The following is a 20,576-nucleotide window of genomic DNA, read 5'->3' as shown; positions in this document are numbered from 1 at the left end:
CACACCGGGCGCCCTTTCGCGTGTCGCGGGGGTTGGCAGCCGTTCAGCCGCGGTTCAGCTCGAACCACACCACCTTGCCGGTGCTCAGCCGGGTCGCGCCCCAGCGCCGGGCCAGCCGGTTGACCAGGTACAGGCCGCGCCCGCCCTCGTCCGTGGCCCGCGCCTGCCGCAGGCGGGGCAGCTGCGGCACGTCGTCGCCGACCTCGCAGCGCAGCACGTCCGTGCGCAGCAGCCGCAGCGTCACCGGCCGCGACGCGTACCGCACGGCGTTCGTCACGACCTCGCTGACCAGCAGCTCCACCGAGTCCGTCAGCTCCTCCAGGTCCCAGCGGGCGAGCGCGCGCCGGGCCAGCCGGCGGGCCTGGCCCGGGGCGGAGTCCTCCGGCTCCAGCGTCCAGTAGGCGACATCGCTCGGCGCGATCCCGTCGAAGCGCGCGGCGAGCAGCGCGATGTCGTCGTCCCGGTCGCCCGGGCCCAGCATGTCCAGCACCTCGTCGCACAGCGCTTCCAGCGGCGGCGGATGGTCCGGGCCGGTCAGCCGCGCGGTCGCGGCCAGCTTCTCCCGCAGCTGCTCTATGCCGGTCCACACGTCCCGCAGCCGGGACTCCACCAGGCCGTCGGTGTACAGCAGCAGGGTCCCCCCGGCGGGCGCCTCCAGCTCCACCGCCTCGAAGTCGACCCCGCCGACCCCGATCGGCGCGCCCGACGGCACCCGCAGCACCTCGGCGTGGCCGCCCAGGTGCAGCAGCACGGGCGGCGGATGCCCCGCGTTGGCGATCGTGATGCGGTGCGTCACCGGGTCGTAGACCGCGTACAGGCAGGTCGCCATGCGGTCGGTGCCCAGGCGCTGCGCCTGCTCGTCCAGGTGGTGCAGCACCTCCTGCGGCGGCAGGTCGAGCCCGGCCAGCGTCTGCGCGGTGGTGCGCAGCTGACCCATGATCGCGGCCGAGGTCATCGAGTGGCCCATCACATCGCCGACGACCAGCGCCACCCGGCTGCCGGGCAGCGGGATCGCGTCGTACCAGTCGCCGCCGACCCGCGCGGTCTCCGCCGCCGGCAGGTAGCGGGAGGCCAGCCGGACACCGGTCGGCCGGGGCAGGGTCTCGGGCAGCATGGTGCGCTGCAGCTCGTCGGCGATGTACGCCTCGCGGCCGTACAGCACCGCCTTGTCGATGCCGAGCGCGCTGTGCGTGGCGAGCTGGGCGGCCACCAGCAGGTCGTCCGCCTCGAACGCGAGCCGGTCCGGGCGGCGCAGGAACAGGGCCGCGCCGATCACCCGGCGCCGGCCGCGCAGCGGCGCGAGGATCGCGTGCCGCCCGCCCGGTACGACCGTCTCACCGCCCTCGCCGAGCAGCTCGGGCAGCGCGTCCCGGGCGGCGGGCGCGTCGGCGAACACCGGGCGCACCCCGCGCAGCACCTCGTTCAGCGCCCCGCCCGGCCGCACCTCGCACAGCTCGGTGGTGAGCGCCGACAGGTCCGACAGCACGGACGGCTCCGGTTCCGGCTCGAACGCCGGCGGCAGCAGCACCCCGTCGGTGTCCCGCTCCGGAGGTATCCGGTCGGTGCGGCGCAGCCGCAGCACCACCGGACCGCTCGGCCGCTCGTCGCCGACCGGCAGCGGCTCGCGCAGATAGACGAGGATCGCGTCGGAGAACGTCGGCACGGTGGCCCGGCACAGCCCCATGACGATCTCGTCGAGGTCGAGCCCGCGGGCGATCCGCCGGGTGGCCGCGCCCACGAACCTGAGCCGGTCCCCGTCGCGCCGCATGGGCATCGGCCGCCCCGGGGGCACGGCCTGCCCGGTACGGCGCTCCTGACCGCCCGGCGACCGCTCCTGCTGGGCGCCGGGCTGCGCCGGGATGGTCTCCGGCGCCGGGCGCGGACGGTGGGCGTCGGGTTCGGTGCCGGCGGGCTGGGCGTGCTCGGGGCCGTTGACTGAGGGCTCCTTCCCCTGGCCGGCTGCGGGCTCCTTCCCCGTGCCACGGGGGGTCGCGGTGCCCGGTCCGGACGGCGTCGCGTCGGCCCGGGCCTGTACGGGTAAGGCCGGATCGCCGAGCTGTGCCGGAGGCTTCTGGGACTGCTGCTGGGTACGCAGGAGCGCCCCGCGGGCCTCCGCGGGGTCGACGCCCGGCTGGGGGCGTCCGAAGGAGGTGGGCTGCTCCGTCACGCGTGTCGCATCCATCCGTCCGGGGCTGTGCGCCGGTTGCGCCGGGCGCGCAGTTGGTCCCGCCGACATCCCGATACCCGCAATACGTGCCCCAGGAACGGGATTCCCGCCGGGACGCAGGCGGACGTGGTGCCGGTGGCGAGTTCCGCGCGGCCGGCGGACCGGTCGCCGCATGCCTTCGTGGTGGTGCCCTGGTACCCCTCGCTCACGTCCTGCCGCCCCTCGGTGACGATCGGTCAAGCCCGGCGCTTGCCCCGGAAGTTGCTCTTATACGCCCTTGCGGAGGACGATCCTACGTTTCTTGCCTGGGGCCGCATCAAGGGTCTCATGAGGATACGCGCGCGGGTGTGCGGTCCCAGTCCTCGGGGAGGGAAGGCACCGTCCAGGACGGGTCCGGGCGCCAGCGCGGCCAGTCGTCGGCGAACGGCGGCCCCCACGCGCGGATCACCTCCACCGCCTCCCGGCCGGCCGCCCGCACCCGCCCGGCGGTCGCCGCGTCCATCAGCCCGTCCCGCTGGGCCTGCGCGAACTCGTCCTCGTCGCGCCAGTGCCAACTGCGGTCGGGGTGCACGGAGATGTCGAGGAAGTGGTCCTCGGAGTCCACCCCGCCCGCCCACCGGGCCAGCGGCTCCTCCAGGTTCACGTACCAGTTCTTGAACCGCCAGCCCGGCTCCCAGAACAGCCACACCGACCAGGGCCGGCCGGGCTGGGCCAGCTTCAGCACGCCCGTGCCGAACCAGCGGTCCCGCTGGACCGTGCGCGGCTTGGTGTACCGGGACTCCAGCGGCTCCAGGTGCACGGGCGTGCCGTCGGCCAGGACCGGCTTCACGCACTCGGTGCCGGGAGCCAGCCACACCGCCAGCAGGTCCGCGTCGTCGCGTACGACGGTGACCGGCCGGGCGATGTGGTACCGCTCGCCGCCGTTCGCCCGGTAGCGCCACAGGATGTGCGTCCCCGGGGTCCAGTAGGCCGCCGGTCCCGCCGCCACTCGTGTCATCGCTCCGTCGTCCGTCATGCACAGATATTAGGTGCCGGGGACACACGACGCTGCGGCCCGGGTCACGGCGGTACCCGCGTGGCCGGAATGGTTCACCCCCGTTACGGGCGCGTCATCCGCAGGACGTCCAGCGCCTCGTCCAGCTGTTCCAGCGTCAGGTCGCCGCGCTCCACGTACCCGCTCTCCAGGACGACTTGGCGGATCGTCTTGCGCTCGGCGAGGGACTTCTTGGCGACCTTCGCGGCCTCCTCGTACCCGATGTACTTGTTCAGCGGGGTCACCACCGACGGGGACGACTCGGCGTACTCGCGGGCGCGTTCGCGGTCGGCGGTGATGCCGTCGACGGTCCGGTCGGCCAGCAGCCGCGAGACGTTGGCGAGCAGCCGGACCGACTCCAGGACGTTCTTGGCGATGACCGGGAGCATGACGTTCAGTTCGAAGTTGCCGGCGGCGCCCGCGGTGGCGATGGTGGCGTCGTTCCCGACGACCTGCGCGGCGACCATCAGCACGGCCTCCGGGACCACCGGGTTCACCTTGCCCGGCATGATCGAGGAGCCGGGCTGGAGGTCGGGCAGCCGGATCTCGGCGAGACCGGTGCGCGGTCCGGAGGACATCCAGCGCAGGTCGTTGGCGATCTTCGTCAGGCCGACCGCGATGGTCCGCAGCTGCCCGCTGGTCTCCACGACGCCGTCCCGGGCGCCCTGCGCCTCGAAGTGGTCGCGGGCCTCGGTCAGCGGCAGCCCGGTCACCCGGGCGACCTCCTCGATGACGGCGGCGGAGAACCCGGGCGGGGTGTTGATGCCGGTGCCGACGGCCGTGCCGCCCAGCGGGAGCTCGGCGAGGCGGGGGAGGGAGGCCCTGAGCCGCTCGACGCCGTACCGCACCTGGGCCGCGTACCCGCCGAACTCCTGCCCGAGCGTCACCGGCGTGGCGTCCATCAGGTGCGTCCGCCCCGACTTCACCACGTCCGCGAACTCCCCGGCCTTGCGCTCCAGGGAGGCGGCGAGGTGCTCGAGGGCCGGGATCAGGTCGTGGGTGACGGCCGCGGTGGCCGCGATGTGGATGGACGACGGGAAGACGTCGTTGGACGACTGCGAGGCGTTCACGTGGTCGTTGGGGTGCACGTCCCGGCCGAGCCGCTCGGTCGCCAGCGTCGCGATGACCTCGTTGGTGTTCATGTTGGACGAGGTCCCCGAACCCGTCTGGAACACGTCCACCGGGAAGTGCTCGTCCCACTTCCCCGCGGCGACCTCGCCGGCCGCGTCCTGGATGGCCTCCGCGATCTCCTTGTCCAGCACGCCCAGCTCGGCGTTCACCTTGGCCGCCGCCGCCTTGACGCGGGCCAGCGCCTCGATGTGCGCCCGCTCGATGCGCTGTCCGGAGACCGGGAAGTTCTCCACGGCACGCTGCGTCTGCGCCCGCCACTTGGCGTGGGCCGGGACCCGGACCTCGCCCATCGAGTCATGTTCGATGCGGTATTCGCTCATGACCGGTACAGCGGTCGCGGGGGCCGGAATGTTCCGGGGACTGGGCCGGCCGGGTGGCCGGTCCGCTGACGGCGCGTCGGGGCCGGCGGCGGCGCCCCCGCACCGTCGCCCCCGGGCCGGAACCGGTCCCGGGGACGACGCCGGAGAGGGTCAGGCCAGACCGGGCCCCCGCACCGGGATGCTGGTGAACGTCGGCTGCGGGGCCGGGTCGGTGAAGAAGTCGTTGCCCTTGTCGTCCACCACGATGAACGCCGGGAAGTCCTCGACCTCGATCTTCCAGACCGCCTCCATGCCCAGCTCCTCGTACTCCAGGACCTCCACCTTCTTGATGCAGTCCTGGGCGAGACGGGCGGCCGGGCCGCCGATGGAGCCGAGGTAGAAACCGCCGTGCGCGGCACACGCGTCGGTGACCTGCTTGCTGCGGTTGCCCTTGGCGAGCATCACCCTGGAGCCGCCCGCCGCCTGGAACTGCTCCACGTAGGAGTCCATGCGGCCGGCCGTGGTCGGGCCGAAGGAACCGGAGGCGTAGCCCTCGGGCGTCTTCGCGGGGCCGGCGTAGTACACCGGGTGGTCCTTCAGGTACTGCGGCATCTCCTCGCCCGCGTCCAGCCGCTCCTTGATCTTGGCGTGCGCGATGTCGCGGGCGACGACCAGCGGGCCGGTGAGGGACAGGCGGGTCTTGACCGGGTACTTGGTCAGCTCGGCGAGGATCGTGTCCATCGGCTGGTTGAGGTCGATCCTGACGACGTCGCCCTCTTCCAGGTGCTCGTCGGTGGTGTCCGGCAGGAAGCGCGCCGGGTCGGTCTCCAGCTGCTCCAGGAAGACGCCCTCCGCGGTGATCTTCGCGACCGCCTGGCGGTCGGCCGAGCAGGAGACGGCGATGGCGACCGGGCAGGACGCGCCGTGCCGGGGCAGGCGGACCACGCGGACGTCGTGGCAGAAGTACTTGCCGCCGAACTGCGCGCCGATACCGATCTTCTGGGTCAGTTCGAAGACCTTCTCCTCCAGCTCCTTGTCCCGGAAGCCGTGGCCGAGCGGCGAACCCTCGGCCGGCAGGTTGTCCAGGTAGTGCGCGGAGGCGTACTTCGCGGTCTTCAGCGCGTACTCGGCGCTGGTGCCGCCGACGACGATCGCCAGGTGGTACGGCGGGCAGGCGGCCGTGCCGAGCGAGCGGATCTTCTCCTCCAGGAACCTCATCATGGAGGACTCGTTCAGGACGGCCTTCGTCTCCTGGTACAGGAACGACTTGTTGGCCGAGCCGCCGCCCTTCGCCATGAACAGGAACTTGTAGGCGCCGCCGTCGGTCGCGTACAGCTCGATCTGCGCGGGCAGGTTGGAGCCGGTGTTCTTCTCCTCCCACATGGTGAGCGGAGCCATCTGCGAGTAGCGCAGGTTCAGCTTGGTGTAGGCGTCGTAGATGCCGTGGGAGAGGTGCTTCTCGTCCTCGCCGGCCGTCAGCACGTGCTGGCCGCGCTTGCCCATGACGATCGCCGTGCCGGTGTCCTGGCACATGGGCAGCACGCCGGCCGCCGCGATGTTGGCGTTCTTCAGCAGGTCGAGCGCGACGAACTTGTCGTTCCCCGACGCCTCCGGGTCGTCGATGATCCGGCGGAGCTGGGCGAGGTGGGCCGGGCGCAGGTAGTGCTGGATGTCGTGGACGGCCTCTTCGGCCAGCTTGCGCAGCGCCTCCGGCTCCACCTTGAGGAACGTCCGCCCGTCGGGCCCCTCGACCGTGGAGACGCCCTCGGAGGTCACCAGCCGGTACGGGGTGGTGTCCTCGCCCTGGGGGAGCAGATCGGTGTACTCGAACTCAGGCATCTCAGCCCATTCCTCACTCTGACGGACGGCCGCCCGCCGACGCTGGCGGGCCTCCTCAGCGTAGAACCTGCCGCCGGCGGCGAACCTGTGAGGTCGGGCTCAGTGAGGGGTGTCGCGATCTATCGTGTGTGGGTACGCTGCCGTCGTGGACCTTCAGAAGCAGACCGCACCCACACCCGCCACCGAGCTGCGCGCCTCCGACGCCGATCGCGACCGGGTCACCGACATCCTCCGCGAGGCCCTGGCCGAGGGCCGGCTGAACGCCGACGAGCACGCCGAGCGCGTGGACGGGGTGCTGCACGCCAAGACGGTGGGTGAGCTGGAGGTCTTCATCCGGGACCTGCCGGCCGCCCACCAGCGCCCCGCCGCCCCCGCCTACACGCCGGTGCCGCCCCGGCCCACCCCGGGCGCGATCCCGGTGGAGGCCGACGCGAATGTGGTGGCGGTCTTCAGCAGCGCCGTGCGCCGGGGCCGCTGGCGGGCCGGACGCCGGCTGCACGCGTACGCCGTCTTCGGCAGCGTCGAGATCGACCTCAGCGAGGCGATCTTCGAGTACCAGCAGGTGGTCGTCAAGGCGGTCTCCGTCTTCGGCGACGTCCAGATCCGCGTGCCGGAGAACATCTCGCTGCGCGGCACCGGCGGCGGCGTGCTCGGCAACTTCGAGGTGAGCCCGCTGGACTCCGTGGACGCCGACGCGCCGGTGGTCTACGTCGACGGCTGGGCCGTCCTCGGCAACGTGGAGGCGCGGCCCAAGCGGGGCAGGCTGGTGGCGGACATCCTGGAGCGCGTCCAGGACAAGGTGGACCGCAAGCTGCGCAAACACCTGGGGCACTGAGCCCGGGGGCGTGAACGGCTGTGTCGCGCGCCCGCGGACGGGAACGCTGTGCATAGGCGCGCGCACAGCGGGTAGGCCTTGCTGCATCGTCTCTCGCTCGCGAAGCCGTCGTCAGGAGTAGACCGTGCTGCAACCGCCGCGTTCGTCCCTGCAGGTCGCCGCCGTTCCGGCCCAGCGGGTGCCGGCGCGAGACAGGGACCAAGACGCCCCCTGGCACACCGAGGCGGTGTGCCGGCGCGACGAGGCCGGGCTGTTCTTCGCCCCGTCGAAGGAACCGACCGCCGCCCGGCTGTCCCGCGAAGAGGCGGCCAAGCGGGTCTGTTCCCGCTGCCCGGTGATGGTCGAGTGCCGCGAACACGCCCTCCTCCAGCCCGAGCCCTACGGCGTCTGGGGCGGCCTCACGGCGGCCGAACGCCGGGTGGTCCTCGCCAGGCGCCGCCGCAGGGAGCTGGACCTGAAGAAGGCGGCGCGGGCGGCGGCCGACCGCATGGCGGGCTGAAACACGCGTGAGCAGGGGCGCCCTCTCCGCACCGAGGGCGCTTCCCTGCCCGGGGCCGCGGTCTCCCTGCCCGGGGGGCGCGGTCTCCCTGCCCGGGGGCGCGGGAAAGCGCGGGCGCCCTTACTTGGCCCGGTCGAAGTCGATCGCGCTGTAGGCGCGCAGCTTGCTCAGCCGGTGCTCGGAGAAGATCCTGCGTACCGTTCCCGACTTCGACCGCATCACGATCGACTCGGTCAGCGCGGTCTCCGACCCGTAGCGGACCCCCCGCAGCAGCTCCCCGTCGGTGATCCCGGTGGCGACGAAGAACACGTTCTCCCCGGACACCAGGTCGTCGGTGGTGAGCACCCGGTCCAGGTCGTGCCCGGCGTCGATGGCCCGCTGCCGCTCCTCGTCGTCCTTGGGCCACAGCTTGCCCTGGATGGTCCCGCCCAGGCACTTCACGGCACAGGCCGAGATGATGCCCTCCGGGGTGCCGCCGATGCCGAGCAGCAGGTCGACGCCGGTGCCCTCGCGCAGCGCGTACACCGAGCCGGCCACGTCGCCGTCGGAGATCAGCTTGATGCGCGCGCCGGCGTCCCGTACCTCGCGGATCAGACCTTCGTGCCGCGGCCGGTCGAGGATGACGACGGTCACGTCCTCCGGCGAGGACCGCTTGGCCTTGGCGATCCGCCGGATGTTCACCGCCACGGGCGCGTTGATGTCGACGAAGTCCGCCGCATCGGGGCCGGTGACCAGCTTGTCCATGTAGAACACGGCGGACGGGTCGAACATCGCGCCGCGCTCGGCGGCGGCGAGGACGGCGATCGCGTTCGGCATGCCCTTGGCCGTCAGCGTGGTGCCGTCGATCGGGTCGACGGCGATGTCGACCTCGGGGCCGGTGCCGTCGCCCACGTGCTCCCCGTTGAAGAGCATCGGGGCCTCGTCCTTCTCGCCCTCGCCGATGACGACCACGCCGTTCATCGACACGGTGGAGACCAGGGTCCGCATGGCGCGCACCGCGGCACCGTCGGCGCCGTTCTTGTCGCCGCGCCCGACCCAGCGGCCCGCGGCCATCGCGGCGGCCTCGGTCACCCGGACGAGTTCCAGGGCGAGGTTGCGGTCGGGTGCCTCGGAGGGAACGTCCAGTTCGGACGGCAGATGGTGGTTTTCGGTCATCGGAGCGCACCTTTCTGATACGACGACGGCCGGATGAGGGTCTTGGAGCCGACTCTATCGTTAGGCAGACAAAATGAGCAGGGGACCCCACGGATGAGCGCTTGGGGCACCTGCGACGATAGGGGGCGTGGCAGGTTCGAACGGCAAGCAGAAGACGGCCCGGGACATGATTCTCTCCCTGGCCGTGATCGCCATCGCGGGACTGGTCGTCTACTTCATCGCCATTCCGCACGACGATCACGCTCCCGACCTCAAGCGGGTCGACTACCGGGTCGAGCTGGTCACGGCCCGCCGGGCGGCGAGCTACCCGGTGGCCGCGCCCGAAGGACTGCCGAGTACCTGGAAGGCGACCTCCGTACGCTTCCAGGGCGACAAGTCCGACCGCTGGCACCTCGGCTTCCAGACCCCGGACGGCCAGTACGTCCAGGTCGAGCAGTCCACGCAGAAGCCCGCCGAGTTCATCGACCAGGCGAGCCAGGGCGCGTCGGCGACCGGGCGGACCGAGGAGATCGGCGGCCGTACCTGGACCCGCTACAGCGGCGGCCGGTACGACGCCCTGGTGCTCAAGGACACGCCCGGCTCCACGACGGTGGTGTCCGGAACCGGCTCCGCCGAGGAGCTGAGGACGATGGCGGCGGCGCTGAAGACGGGGTGACCCGTCCGGCCCCGCACGGACGGGGACGCGTGAAGAGGCCCCCGGCACCGCCGGGGGCCTCTTCACGCGCTCGCGGGCGGCCTCTCGACGCGCCCGCGTGGCTCAGACGGTCGTGACGACGTCCTCGTAGGCCAGGCGCGGGCCGCGCGGGTACCAGGCGTCCGGGCCCGGCTTGCCGATGTTGACGACCATCAGCGGGGTGTGGTCGTCGTCCAGGAACTCCTTGCGGACGCCCTCGTGGTCGAAGCCGGTCATCGGGCCGGCGGCGAGGCCGGCGGCGCGGACGCCGACGATGAAGTAGGCGGCCTGGAGGGCGGCGTTCAGGGTGGCGGAGCCCTCGCGGGCCGGGCGCTCGGCGAAGATGACGTCCTTGGCCTGCGGGAAGGCCGGGAACAGGGCCGGCAGCTCCTCGTGGAACTCGTTGTCCGCGGAGAGGATCGCGACCAGCGGCGCGGTGGCGGTCTTGGCCCGGTTGCCCTCGGCCATGTGCTGCACCAGGCGCTCGCGGGCCTCGGCCGAGCGGACCAGGGTGATGCGCAGCGGGGTCTGGTTGAAGGCGGTGGGGCCGTACTTGACCAGGTCGTAGATCGCCTGAACCTGCTCCTCGGTCACCGGCTCCCCGGTGAAGGTGTTCGCGGTGCGGGCCTCGCGGAACAGCAGGTCCTGGGCGGCGGGGTCAAGAACGAGAGACATGGTGACTTTCCTCGGGGGCGCGTCCGGCCCGGGGTGCCGGACCGGCTGACGTCACCGACCCTACGACATGTGAGGTTTAACCTTCAACTAAATTGGGGGTGCGGTGACTCGCTTCACAACCCGGCGCGGCGCCCCCGCACCGCCCCCTACTCGCCGCCCCGCACCGCCTCCCCGTCCCCTTCGCCTTCCCCTTCCTCTTCCTCGGCCAGCGCCGCGTCCAGCCGGGCCCGGGCCCCCTCCAGCCAGCGCCGGCACACCCTGGCCAGCTCCTCGCCGCGCTCCCACAGCGCCAGCGACTCCTCCAGCGAGGTACCGCCCGCCTCCAGCCGCCGTACGACCTCGATCAGCTCGTCGCGCGCCTGCTCGTACGACAGCGCCTCGTCCACCTTGCTCGTCATTCGCCCACCTTCACTGTGAATTCACCCTCGGCGACGCGGGCGCGCAGCGCCTCGCCCGCCGTCACCCCGGCCGGATCGCGCACCACGTGCCCGTCCGCCCGTTGCAGCACCGCGTAACCGCGCTGGAGCGTCGCCGCGGGGGAGAGGGACACCACGCGCGCGTGCGTGTGCGTCAGCTCCGAGTCCGCCCGGTCCAGCAGATGCCCCAGGGTCCGCCGGCTCCGCTCGAGGAGCGCCGCCACATGGTCGGCCCGCTCGTCGATCATCCGGTGCGGATCCTCCATCGAGGGCCGTGCCAGCGCGTGCGCCAGCCCCCGTTCCTCCCGTTCCAGATACGCGTGCGCGCAGCGCCGCGCGCGGTCCCGCAGCATCCGCACCCGCTCCAGCTCCTCGCCGACGTCCGGCACGACCTTCTTCGCCGCGTCCGTCGGCGTGGAGGCACGCAGGTCGGCGACGTGGTCCAGCAGCGGATTGTCCGGCTCGTGCCCGATCGCGGACACCACGGGCGTACGGCACTCGGCCACGGCCCGCACCAGCTGCTCGTCGGAGAAGGGCAGCAGGTCCTCCACGCTGCCGCCACCGCGCGCGACGATGATCACGTCCACCTCGTCGATCGCGTCGAGTTCCTTCACCGCCTGCACGACCTGCGGGACCGCGTGCACGCCCTGCACCGGGACGTTGCGCACCTCGAAGCGGACGGCGGGCCAGCGGTGCCGGGCGTTCTCCAGCACGTCCCGCTCCGCGGCGGAGGCCCGGCCGCACACCAGCCCGATCAGCTGCGGCAGGAACGGCAGCGGCTTCTTCCGCTCCGGTGCGAACAGGCCCTCGGCCGCCAGGGCCTTCTTCAGCTGCTCCAGCCGGGCCAGCAGCTCACCGACGCCGACGGGCCGTATCTCGGCGGCGCGCAGGGACAGCTGGCCGCGCGGGGCGTACCACTCGGGTTTCGCCAGGACGACTACACGCGCGCCCTCGCCGACGACGTCCGCGACCGCGTCGAACACCTGGCGGTAGCAGGTGACACTCACGGAGATGTCGTACGACGGGTCGCGCAGCGTCAGGAAGACGACGCCGGCGCCGGGGCGGCGGGACAGCTGCGTGATCTGCCCCTCGACCCACACCGCGCCGAGCCGGTCGATCCAGCCGCCGATCAGCCGGGAGACCTCGCCCACGGGCAGGGGGGTCTCGGGAGACGTGTTCACAGCCATGGCGTCGAGCGTAGTGGCCGCCACCGACAGTCCGGCCGCGCGCCGTAGGGAGCCGGGTGCGGGCGGGTGTGCGGCCGGGCGCGCGGTTCCCCGCGCCCCTGGGAGCCGCGGCGGGTTCGCGCGTGCGTCGCGCCGCAGCTCAGCCGCCGGGAACGTCCCGCCACCCCCGCTGCCCCACCAGCACCAGCAGTCCGGTCACCAGCCACACGGCACCGACCACCTGCGCCACCCCCGCCGCCTCCACGACGACCGCCACCGTGATCGCCGCGCCGAGCAGCGGGACCAGTACGTGCCGCCACCAGCTCCACCGCCGTCGCCGCACCACGAAGTACCCCAGCACGCTCGCGTGCAGCAGCGTGAACGCGGACAGGGCCCCGATGTCGACCACCGACACCAGCTTGTCCAGCCCGTCGTCCCGGCGCGCCGCCCACCCGGCCGCGATCAGCGTGACCGCCGCCGCGCACAGCAGGGCCACCCGGGGCACACCGCCGTCCGTCCGGGACAGGGCCCGCGGCAGCCGCCGGTCGCGGCCCATCGCGAACAGCAGCCGCCCGGCCGCCGCCTGCCCGGCCAGCGCCGCGAACGCCGCCCCGACCGCCTTGCTCGCGGCCACCAGATCGTGCAGCCACGCGCCGACGGCGGAGTCCACCGTGTCGTAGAAGGCCGCACCCTGCGCCCCGGGATCCCGTGCGAGCCGCGCGGACGTCACCGGCTCCAGCAGCGCCACCAGGTACGTCTGCGCCACGAACAGCACCCCGGCCAGCGCCAGGCAGAACAGCAGCGCCCGTGCCACCTTCTCCGAGCCCCCGGTGACCTCCTCGGCGAACGCGGCGATCGCGTCGAAGCCCAGGTAGGACAGGACCGCCACCGACACCGCGCCGATCACCGCCGACAGCGCGAACGCGCCCTGCGTGCCGTCCCCGGTCAGCGGCGACAGCACCCCCCGCTGCGCCCCGTCCCGCGCCAGCACCACGACCGCCGACACCACGAACACCAGCAGGACCACGATCTCCAGGGCCAGCACCAGGAAGCCCACGCGCGCGGCGGCCCGTACGCCCCACAGGTTGAGGAGCGTGGTGACGACCACGGCCAGCGCCGTCCACACCCACCGGGACACCCCGGGGACCAGAGCGTTCATCGCGATGCCGGAGAAGAGGTAGGCCACCGCGGGGATGAGCACGTAGTCGAGCATCGCCATCCAGCCCGCGACGAACCCGGCCCCGTTGCCGAGTCCCGCGCGCGCGTAGGCGAAGACCGACCCGGCCCGCGGCACGACCCGCACCATCTGCGCGTAGCTGAAAGCGGTGAACGCCATGGCGGCCGTGGCCACCACGTACACCAGCGCCACCGCGCCGTGCGACTTGGCGTCGAGCGTGCCGAACACCCCGACCGGTGCCATCGGCGCGATGAACAGCAGCCCGTAGACCACGAGGTCACGGAAGCCGAGGCTGCGCCGCAGCCGCTGGTGCGCGCCGGTTGCGGAGGCTGTTGTTCCGGTGTCGGGCATACGCCCAAGTCTTCCCCGCGCGGCCGTGGCCACGCGATCTCCGCGCCCCGGACGCGGCCTTACGATGGGACGCATGACCGCTTCCTCTGGCCGCCGTGTCCTGCTCGCCGCCCCCCGGGGCTACTGCGCCGGCGTGGACCGCGCCGTGATCGCCGTCGAGAAGGCCCTGGAACAGTACGGGGCCCCGATCTACGTCCGGCACGAGATCGTCCACAACAAGTACGTCGTGCAGACCCTGGAGAAGAAGGGCGCGATCTTCGTCGAGCGCACGGAGGAGGTGCCGCCCGGCAACATCGTCATGTTCTCCGCGCACGGCGTCGCCCCCGTCGTGCACGAGGAGGCCCGCCAGGGCCGGCTCGCCACCATCGACGCCACCTGCCCCCTGGTCACCAAGGTCCACAAGGAAGCCGTCCGGTACGCGGGCGAGGACTACGACATCCTCCTGATCGGCCATGAGGGCCACGAGGAGGTCATCGGCACCTCCGGCGAGGCCCCCGAACACATCCAGCTCGTCGACGGCCCCGAGGACGTCGCCAAGGTCGAGGTCCGCGACCCGTCCAAGGTCGTCTGGCTCTCCCAGACCACCCTCTCCGTGGACGAGACCATGGAGACCGTCGACGCCCTGAAGACGAAGTTCCCCGGCCTCGTCTCCCCGCCCAGCGACGACATCTGCTACGCCACCCAGAACCGGCAGCTCGCCGTGAAGCAGATGGGCGCCGAGGCCGAGCTGGTCATCGTCGTCGGCTCGCGCAACTCCTCCAACTCCAAGCGGCTGGTCGAGGTCGCCAAGCTCGCCGGCGCCCGCGAGGCGTACCTGGTGGACTTCGCCGACGAGATCGACGAGACCTGGCTGGAGGGCGTGACGACCGTCGGCGTCACCTCCGGCGCCTCCGTGCCCGACGTGCTGGTCGAGCAGGTCCTCCAGTGGCTCGCCGAGCGCGGCTACGGCGACGTGGAGATCGTCAAGGCCGCCGAGGAGTCGATCACCTTCTCGCTGCCCAAGGAGCTCCGCCGGGACCTGCGCGAGGAGGCGGCTGCCCTGGTCGCCGAGCGCGGCGGGAGCGGCACCTCCGTGGCGTGACCGTCAGTGGTCCGTCGTAACGTGGTGCCATGCAGATCTTCGGCGTGGACATCGGCGGATCCGGCATCAAGGGCGCCCCAGTGGATCTGGACCGGGGCGACCTGGTCCAGGAGCGCTGCAAGGTGCTCACCCCGCACCCGGCGACGCCCGAGGGCGTGGCGGACGGGGTCAAACAGGTGGTGGACCACTTCGGGTGGACGGGCCCGGTCGGCCTGACCTTCCCCGGCGTCGTCACCGGCGGGGCCACGGTCCGTACGGCGGCGAACGTCGACAAGAGCTGGATCGACACGGACGCGCGCGCGTTGTTCAGCGGCCGGCTCGGCGGCCTGCCGGTGACCGTGGTCAACGACGCGGACGCGGCGGGCGTCGCCGAGATGGAGTTCGGCGCCGGCCGGGACCGCAAGGGCACGGTCGTCCTGCTCACCTTCGGCACGGGCATCGGCAGCGCCGTCTTCGTGGACGGCGTCCTGCTCCCCAACACCGAGCTGGGCCACCTGGAGCTGGACGGCCACGACGCCGAGAAGCGCGCCTCCAGCAAGGTCAAGGAGGACCACGACCTCAGCTGGGAGCAGTGGGCGCACCGCGTCCAGAAGTACCTGGCCCACGTGGAGATGCTGTTCTCGCCGGAGCTGTTCATCATCGGCGGCGGGGTCAGCCGCAAGGCGAACAAGTTCCTGCACCTCATCGAGGGCGTCAAGGCCGAGATCGTCCCCGCCCAGCTGCAGAACAACGCGGGGATCGTGGGCGCGGCGATGAGAGCGGCCCAGCGCGGCTAGGTGTGCTGTCCGGGGCGCGGCGGGCCGGCGTCGGTGGAGGGCGCCGGCGCTCCCGTGCCGGCCGGGGTAGCCGCCGGCGCTCCGGCGTCAGCCCGGGTGGTGCCGGCGTCGCCGTACCCACCGCACCCACCGCACCCGGCGGACGAGCACGATCACCCCGGCGGCGAGCGTTCCCGCGTACAGCCAGCCCGCCTGGGTGGCGAGCCCGGTGACCAGCCCCATCAGGCTGCCGAGCAGCCCCCCGCCGCCCTCGGCGACCGGCACCAGCCCGACGGCGAACGCGATCGGTACGACGACGGGCGCCGTCAGCACGTCCCCGCCGCGCACCCACAGCGCGGTCAGCACGCACACCGGCAGGAACAGCACGCCGTAGACCGTCGGGGAGGCGCCGAACAGCAGCTGGTCCAGCCAGCCGAGCAGGAACATGGCCGCGAGGCAGAACAGCCCGCTGCCGAGCCCGGTCAGCCGTGGGCTGGGCAGCCGGCCGCCCGCCGCGGCGGGCCGCGCCTCCCGCACCGGGCGCGCGGCCGGCCCGCCGCCCGGCGCGGCCCGGCGCACACCGTCCCGGGCGGGCCGGCGCAGACCGCCGGGCCCGCGCTCGCCGCCCACAGGGCGCCGTCCCTGTGCCGGCAGCGGGGCCGACGGGGGCGTGCCGCGTCGCGGTCCGTCGTTCGGGGGTCGCGATCCGTATTGCTCCACAGGGACCAACCTAGGTCTGTTTATGTGCCGAATCGGCCGTGAGACACGCCGATGGCCAGAGCTTGGCCGGACGATCACCGCCGTCGTGAGGCGGGCGGGCCGGACGCCGTAAACTGGTGGATCGGCCAGTGTCGGTCTCTGGCCCCTGGCAGCCCCTGGCCCACTCAACTACGGGAAGTCGCAACGTGTCGCTCACGATCGGAATCGTCGGCCTGCCCAATGTCGGCAAGTCGACCCTGTTCAACGCCCTGACCAAGAACGACGTGCTGGCGGCCAACTACCCGTTCGCCACGATCGAGCCGAACGTCGGCGTCGTCGGCGTGCCCGACGGCCGCCTCGCCAAGCTCGCCTCGATCTTCAAGTCCGAGCGCATCCTTCCGGCCACGGTCGACTTCGTCGACATCGCCGGCATCGTGCGCGGTGCCTCGGAGGGCGAGGGCCTGGGCAACAAGTTCCTCGCGAACATCCGCGAGTCCGACGCGATCTGCCAGGTCATCCGCGCCTTCAAGGACGAGAACGTCGTCCACGTCGACGGCAAGGTCTCGCCGAAGGACGACATCGAGACGATCAACACCGAGCTGATCCTCGCCGACCTCCAGACCATCGAGAAGGTCCTGCCCCGGCTCCAGAAGGAGTCCCGGATCAAGAAGGACATCGCGCCCAAGGTCAAGGCCGTCGAGGAGGCCAAGGAGATCCTGGAGAAGGGCGACACGCTCTTCGCGCACGGCATCGTCCAGGGCAGTGAGCGCGCCGAGCTCCTGCACGACCTGCACCTGCTCACCACCAAGCCCTTCCTCTACGTCTTCAACGTGGACGAGGACGAGCTGGTGGACGAGGAGTTCAAGAACGAGCAGCGCGCCCTGGTCGCCCCCGCCGAGGCGATCTTCCTCAACGCCAAGCTGGAGGCCGACCTCGCCGAGCTGGACGAGGAGGAGGCCCTGGAGCTCCTCCAGTCCGTCGGCCAGGACGAGCCCGGCCTCGCCACCCTCGCCCGCGTCGGCTTCGACACCCTCGGCCTGCAGACGTACCTGACCGCGGGCCCCAAGGAGTCCCGCGCCTGGACGATCAAGAAGGGTGCGACGGCCCCCGAGGCGGCCGGTGTCATCCACACCGACTTCCAGAAGGGCTTCATCAAGGCCGAGGTCATCTCCTTCGGCGACCTGGTCGAGGCCGGCTCGGTCGCCGAGGCCCGCGCCAAGGGCAAGGCGCGCATGGAGGGCAAGGACTATGTGATGCAGGACGGGGACGTGGTGGAGTTCCGGTTCAACGTGTGATCGCGCAGCGTGCAGGCCGGAAGGGGCCGGACTCGTCAGAGCCAGGCCCCTTCCGAGTTCCCGTGCTGACTCTTAGTCGCTCCGCCGCGGGATGAGCTTGTCGAGATCCAGGGTGATCTCGAACGGCACGGGGCGCTTCAGGCTGCCCCGGAAGATGCCGGCGGGCGCGTAGGCGCCGGTCGGTTCGTCGAGTTCGTAGACGTGGACGACGGGAGCGCCGCCTTCGTCCTCGATGCACCAGTAGTGCGGGATGCCGGCCTCCGCATACTTACGGAGCTTGACCGTGCGGTCCCGGTGCGCGGACTCAGGTGAGACGACCTCGATGACGAGTCGTACCTCGGCTGGTGCGAACCAGGTGCGGTCGCCGTCGTAATCGGCTGTCGTCAACAGCAGATCCGGTTCCGGCCGGTTTCGCTCGTCGAGCTTTACGGTCATCTCGCGGCCGACCCTGACATCGCCGGGCGCCTGCTCCATGAGGGCGACGGTGAGCATGGTGACGAGGTGGCCGTGCCACCACCTCTGCGGCGACATCATGAAGACGAGGGCTCCGTCGATCAGCTCGGTGTGGCGGGGCGCCTCGGGGAGGCGGTCCAGGTCCTCCGCGAACCAGCCTTCCTCGCGCGGCGGGCGCATCCAGTCGGGCAGTGCGGTCATGGCTCAACCGTAGCGACTCGACGAGGCCCGAGCCACGAGATCGTCAACGGGGCGCAGCGGAGAGGGAGCCGTCCGAATACCGCCCTCGTTCCGAACGTCTGTGCGAGGATCCGTTCGCGCTCGTCACCCGAACCGCCGGCACACGGCTGTGCCGACCACGAAAGGCACCGCGAACCATGACAGTCGACCAGAGCACCAGGGCCAAGGCGCGGCGGCTGCGCGCGCTCGGCTCCGAGTCCGTCCTCGTGCTGCCCAACGCCTGGGACGCGGGCAGCGCCGCCGTGATGGCCGCCGCCGGCGCCCAGGCGATCGCCACCACCAGCGGCGGTGTCGCCTGGTCCCTCGGCAAGGGCGACGGCGAGCGGGCCCACCGCGACGAGATGCTCGCGGCCGCCGCGCGGATCGCCGCCGCGGTCGAGGTCCCGGTGACCGTGGACATCGAGGGCGGCTACGGCGCGGCCCCGGACGAGGTGGCGAAGACGGTCACCGCGGTGGTCGCCGCCGGAGCGGTGGGCGTCAACCTGGAGGACTCCAGGGCCCCCGGCGGCCCGCTGTTCGCCCCCGAGGAGCAGGCCGAGCGGATCGCGGCGGTGCGCGCCGCCGCGACCTCGGCGGGACTGCCCGAGCTGGTGATCAACGCCCGCACGGACGTGTACCTGTTCGGCATCGGGGAGGAGTCCGGCCGGCTGGAGGACGTGCTGGCCCGCGCCGCCGCCTACGAGCGGGCGGGTGCGGACGGCATCTTCGTGCCCGGCCTGCTGGACCTGGCCGTCCTCGGCGAGCTGACCGCCCGCTCCCCGCTGCCGGTGAACGCCATGGCCGGCCCCGGCGGCCCCGGCGTGGCCGAGCTGGCCGAGGCCGGGGTGCGCCGCGTCAGCGTCGGCACCGCGGTCGCCCAGGCCGCGTACACGGCGGCCCGCCGCGCCACCCTGGAACTCCTCGGCTCCGGCACCTACGACGAACTCACCGACGCGCTGGACTTCTCCCGGATGAACGGCCTCTTCGGCGCCTGAGCCCGGCCGGGCGGGGGGCAGGTGCCGGCCACACCGGCCCCCGCGCGCCCGCTCGGCACGTCGAGCGGCAGCGGACCTACCCCGTGCCCAGCCCGAGCGCCACTGCCCCAGCCCGGCCCGTGCGCCGTCGCGCCCCCCGGACGGCCCGGCCTTCCGCAGGCACGTGTCCCGGCGGGAATCCCCGGACCCGGCCCCGTTCACCCCCGCGCCCCCGTGCCGTCCCCGTCCGGGCCCCGCCGGCTTCCCGCTGCCGCCAGGCCGCCAGGACGCCGGAGCCCTGTCAGCCGACGGGGGACGGCACCGGGTACGGTGCCGGTTCCGTCACCCAGCCCGCCGCCAGTACCAGGCGGGACTCGCGGTCGGTGGCCAGGAAGGCGAAGGGGCGGTCGAAGGTCACGCGGACGACCGTCGTCTCGTACCGGTACTGCGGGACCCCGCCGGCCGGCACCGGCATGACCGCCGTCACCGCCGCCGCCCGGAAGCCGAGCGCGCCGAACTGGGCCACGGCCGACTGGCGGGCCTCGCCGACGGCCAGCGGGTGAGGGCTCACCCCCGGGAAGTGAGCGGTCGCGGTGTCCGTCGCCGTGCCGAGGCCGAACAGGCCGGGCAGGGCGAGCAGATCGTGGTCGGCCCGTACCTCGTACGCCACCGTCGTGACGTCCAGCGTCGTCGGCTGCGGCGCGGTCGCCGGCTGCTGCTCCACGTGCAGACCGGGACCCACGTGCCCGTGCGGGAGCGCGCCGCCCCCGGTCAGCGGCAGACCGCGCTCCACGATCCCCACCCCGGCCGCCAGCACCTGACCCGGCGTCATCCGCTCCTCGCCCAGCACCAGATGCACGTCGACGCCGTTGTCCCCGGGCACCGTCAGCGCGGTGACGAAGCCGTCCGGCGTGGCAGCCACCCCCACCCGGTCCGGCCGCACACTGCGCCGGTGCAGTCCGCGCAGGGCGCGGCCCCGCCAGGGGCCGGAGCCGGGCCGCAGCGGCCGCTCCTCGAACGGCTGCCGCCACCGGGTGCGCAGCGCGAGGGCGCCGGCCAGCACCATCCGCGCCTCCCGGGTCAGCGTCACCGGCATGCGCTCGACCAGCCCGCCGGTCCGCTCGGCCGCCCAGGCGTCCAGCCGCTCCTGCGCGGTGACTAGGTCGTCGCCGAAGACCCCGTGGGTCCCGGCGGGCAGCCCGGTCCGCCACTCCTCCCGCAGGGCCAGCCCGTGGTGCGTCCACAGGCCGAGCGCCGCGTCCAGACCGGCGACCCCCGCCAGCCCGGCCAGCAACTCCCGCGCGGCACCGGCCGCCTGCTCGGCGGGCACGCCCAGCGCGCCGGCCAGTTCCGCGCGCGCCGGGCCCGCCGCGCCGTCGGCCAGGAAGGCCAGCAGCGGCCACACACCCGGCGCGGAGAACACCGTGCCCTCGCCGTCCAGGGCCTGCGCCCACCGGGCCGTCAGCCCGTTCACCCGCCCGACGGCCTCCCCGGCCACCGTGCTCGTCCCCACCCGCATTCCGCCCCCGTTCCGGTCACGCTTACCATGCGGCCAGTCGTACGTCAGTCCAGCCGCCGGCCGGCCGCCGGTCCCCTGTGCCGCCGCCGCCCGATCCAGGAGCACGGTACCGGTGTCCCTCCCCCCGCCTCCCGGCCCCCACCAGCCACGGGAGCCGTTCCAGCC

General features: G+C 72.9%; 19 protein-coding genes. 7 read left to right on the top strand and 12 right to left on the bottom strand.

Features of this window, described 5'->3' with window-relative positions; all coding sequences use genetic code 11:
• Positions 1–43 precede the first annotated feature (43 nt).
• From AB0947_RS37185 to AB0947_RS37170, 4 genes are all read right to left on the bottom strand, one after another.
• Positions 44–2,167 (bottom strand): SpoIIE family protein phosphatase, encoded by a 2,124-nt coding sequence (locus AB0947_RS37185; protein ID WP_366754803.1) that lies wholly within the window; start codon positions 2,165–2,167, stop codon positions 44–46.
• Between the two features lie 325 nt (positions 2,168–2,492).
• On the bottom strand, positions 2,493–3,182 hold the full coding sequence (locus tag AB0947_RS37180) for a DUF402 domain-containing protein (protein ID WP_366754802.1): 690 nt from the start codon (positions 3,180–3,182) through the stop codon (positions 2,493–2,495).
• 83 nt (positions 3,183–3,265) lie between these two features.
• Positions 3,266–4,651, bottom strand: coding sequence for a class II fumarate hydratase (locus tag AB0947_RS37175; protein ID WP_366754801.1), 1,386 nt, complete (start codon positions 4,649–4,651; stop codon positions 3,266–3,268).
• Positions 4,652–4,801: 150 nt separating this feature from the next.
• The gene (locus AB0947_RS37170; protein WP_366754800.1) at positions 4,802–6,469 is read right to left on the bottom strand and encodes a fumarate hydratase; all 1,668 of its coding nucleotides are present in this window, start codon (positions 6,467–6,469) and stop codon (positions 4,802–4,804) included.
• 145 nt (positions 6,470–6,614) lie between these two features.
• Between AB0947_RS37170 and AB0947_RS37165 the strand changes: the two genes are divergently transcribed.
• A complete protein-coding gene (locus AB0947_RS37165) occupies positions 6,615–7,304 on the top strand; it encodes a DUF1707 domain-containing protein (RefSeq protein ID WP_366754799.1) in 690 nt (229 codons plus the stop codon).
• Positions 7,305–7,428: 124 nt separating this feature from the next.
• Positions 7,429–7,803, top strand: coding sequence for a WhiB family transcriptional regulator (locus AB0947_RS37160; protein ID WP_171153204.1), 375 nt, complete (start codon positions 7,429–7,431; stop codon positions 7,801–7,803).
• 120 nt (positions 7,804–7,923) lie between these two features.
• On the opposite strand, the gene glpX is transcribed toward AB0947_RS37160, so the two are convergent.
• Positions 7,924–8,958 carry a class II fructose-bisphosphatase gene (gene glpX, locus AB0947_RS37155; RefSeq protein ID WP_366754798.1) on the bottom strand — a complete coding sequence of 345 codons (1,035 nt, stop codon included), beginning with the start codon at positions 8,956–8,958 and terminating at the stop codon, positions 7,924–7,926.
• Positions 8,959–9,085: 127 nt separating this feature from the next.
• Between glpX and AB0947_RS37150 the strand changes: the two genes are divergently transcribed.
• Positions 9,086–9,613, top strand: a complete 528-nt coding sequence (locus tag AB0947_RS37150; protein WP_366754797.1) for a DUF4245 domain-containing protein — start codon at positions 9,086–9,088, stop codon at positions 9,611–9,613.
• Between the two features lie 102 nt (positions 9,614–9,715).
• Here AB0947_RS37150 and AB0947_RS37145 read toward each other — a convergent pair whose 3' ends face one another.
• The 4 genes from AB0947_RS37145 to AB0947_RS37130 all read right to left on the bottom strand — a co-directional run bounded on the left by AB0947_RS37145 (position 9,716) and on the right by AB0947_RS37130 (position 13,416).
• Positions 9,716–10,306, bottom strand: a complete 591-nt coding sequence (locus AB0947_RS37145) for a malonic semialdehyde reductase (protein WP_366754796.1) — start codon at positions 10,304–10,306, stop codon at positions 9,716–9,718.
• 146 nt (positions 10,307–10,452) lie between these two features.
• The gene (locus AB0947_RS37140; protein ID WP_366754795.1) at positions 10,453–10,704 is read right to left on the bottom strand and encodes an exodeoxyribonuclease VII small subunit; all 252 of its coding nucleotides are present in this window, start codon (positions 10,702–10,704) and stop codon (positions 10,453–10,455) included.
• Positions 10,701–11,909, bottom strand: a complete 1,209-nt coding sequence (gene xseA / locus AB0947_RS37135) for an exodeoxyribonuclease VII large subunit (RefSeq protein WP_366754794.1) — start codon at positions 11,907–11,909, stop codon at positions 10,701–10,703. Before xseA ends, AB0947_RS37140 begins: the two co-directional genes overlap by 4 nt.
• A 139-nt stretch (positions 11,910–12,048) precedes the next feature.
• Positions 12,049–13,416: an APC family permease gene (locus tag AB0947_RS37130; protein ID WP_366754793.1), complete on the bottom strand. Its 1,368-nt coding sequence runs from the start codon at positions 13,414–13,416 to the stop codon at positions 12,049–12,051.
• Positions 13,417–13,480: 64 nt separating this feature from the next.
• Here AB0947_RS37130 and AB0947_RS37125 point away from each other — a divergent pair, with 64 nt between their 5' ends.
• Positions 13,481–14,497: a 4-hydroxy-3-methylbut-2-enyl diphosphate reductase gene (locus AB0947_RS37125; RefSeq protein WP_366754792.1), complete on the top strand. Its 1,017-nt coding sequence runs from the start codon at positions 13,481–13,483 to the stop codon at positions 14,495–14,497.
• Between the two features lie 29 nt (positions 14,498–14,526).
• Positions 14,527–15,273: a polyphosphate--glucose phosphotransferase gene (ppgK, locus tag AB0947_RS37120; RefSeq protein ID WP_366754791.1), complete on the top strand. Its 747-nt coding sequence runs from the start codon at positions 14,527–14,529 to the stop codon at positions 15,271–15,273.
• Between the two features lie 87 nt (positions 15,274–15,360).
• On the opposite strand, the gene AB0947_RS37115 is transcribed toward ppgK, so the two are convergent.
• Complete coding sequence (locus AB0947_RS37115; RefSeq protein ID WP_366754790.1) at positions 15,361–15,972, bottom strand: DUF6542 domain-containing protein; 612 nt, start codon at positions 15,970–15,972, stop codon at positions 15,361–15,363.
• A 185-nt stretch (positions 15,973–16,157) separates the two neighbouring features.
• On the opposite strand from AB0947_RS37115, the gene ychF reads away from it, so the two are divergent.
• Positions 16,158–17,246, top strand: coding sequence for a redox-regulated ATPase YchF (ychF, locus tag AB0947_RS37110; RefSeq protein WP_366754789.1), 1,089 nt, complete (start codon positions 16,158–16,160; stop codon positions 17,244–17,246).
• A gap of 72 nt (positions 17,247–17,318) precedes the next feature.
• Here ychF and AB0947_RS37105 read toward each other — a convergent pair whose 3' ends face one another.
• Entirely contained in the window at positions 17,319–17,900 is a 582-nt protein-coding gene (locus AB0947_RS37105) for a Uma2 family endonuclease (protein ID WP_366754788.1), read from the bottom strand.
• Between the two features lie 176 nt (positions 17,901–18,076).
• Between AB0947_RS37105 and AB0947_RS37100 the strand changes: the two genes are divergently transcribed.
• Complete coding sequence (locus AB0947_RS37100) at positions 18,077–18,913, top strand: isocitrate lyase/phosphoenolpyruvate mutase family protein (protein WP_366754787.1); 837 nt, start codon at positions 18,077–18,079, stop codon at positions 18,911–18,913.
• A 280-nt stretch (positions 18,914–19,193) separates the two neighbouring features.
• On the opposite strand, the gene AB0947_RS37095 is transcribed toward AB0947_RS37100, so the two are convergent.
• Positions 19,194–20,411 carry a serpin family protein gene (locus AB0947_RS37095; RefSeq protein WP_366754786.1) on the bottom strand — a complete coding sequence of 406 codons (1,218 nt, stop codon included), beginning with the start codon at positions 20,409–20,411 and terminating at the stop codon, positions 19,194–19,196.
• Positions 20,412–20,576 lie beyond the last annotated feature (165 nt).

It is taken from the genome of Streptomyces sp. NPDC047841, from assembly GCF_040704085.1.
GTDB lineage: Bacteria > Actinomycetota > Actinomycetes > Streptomycetales > Streptomycetaceae > Streptomyces > Streptomyces argyrophylli.
Note: the sequence above shows the minus strand (reverse complement) of the source record. Positions and strands in the feature narration are given on the sequence as shown.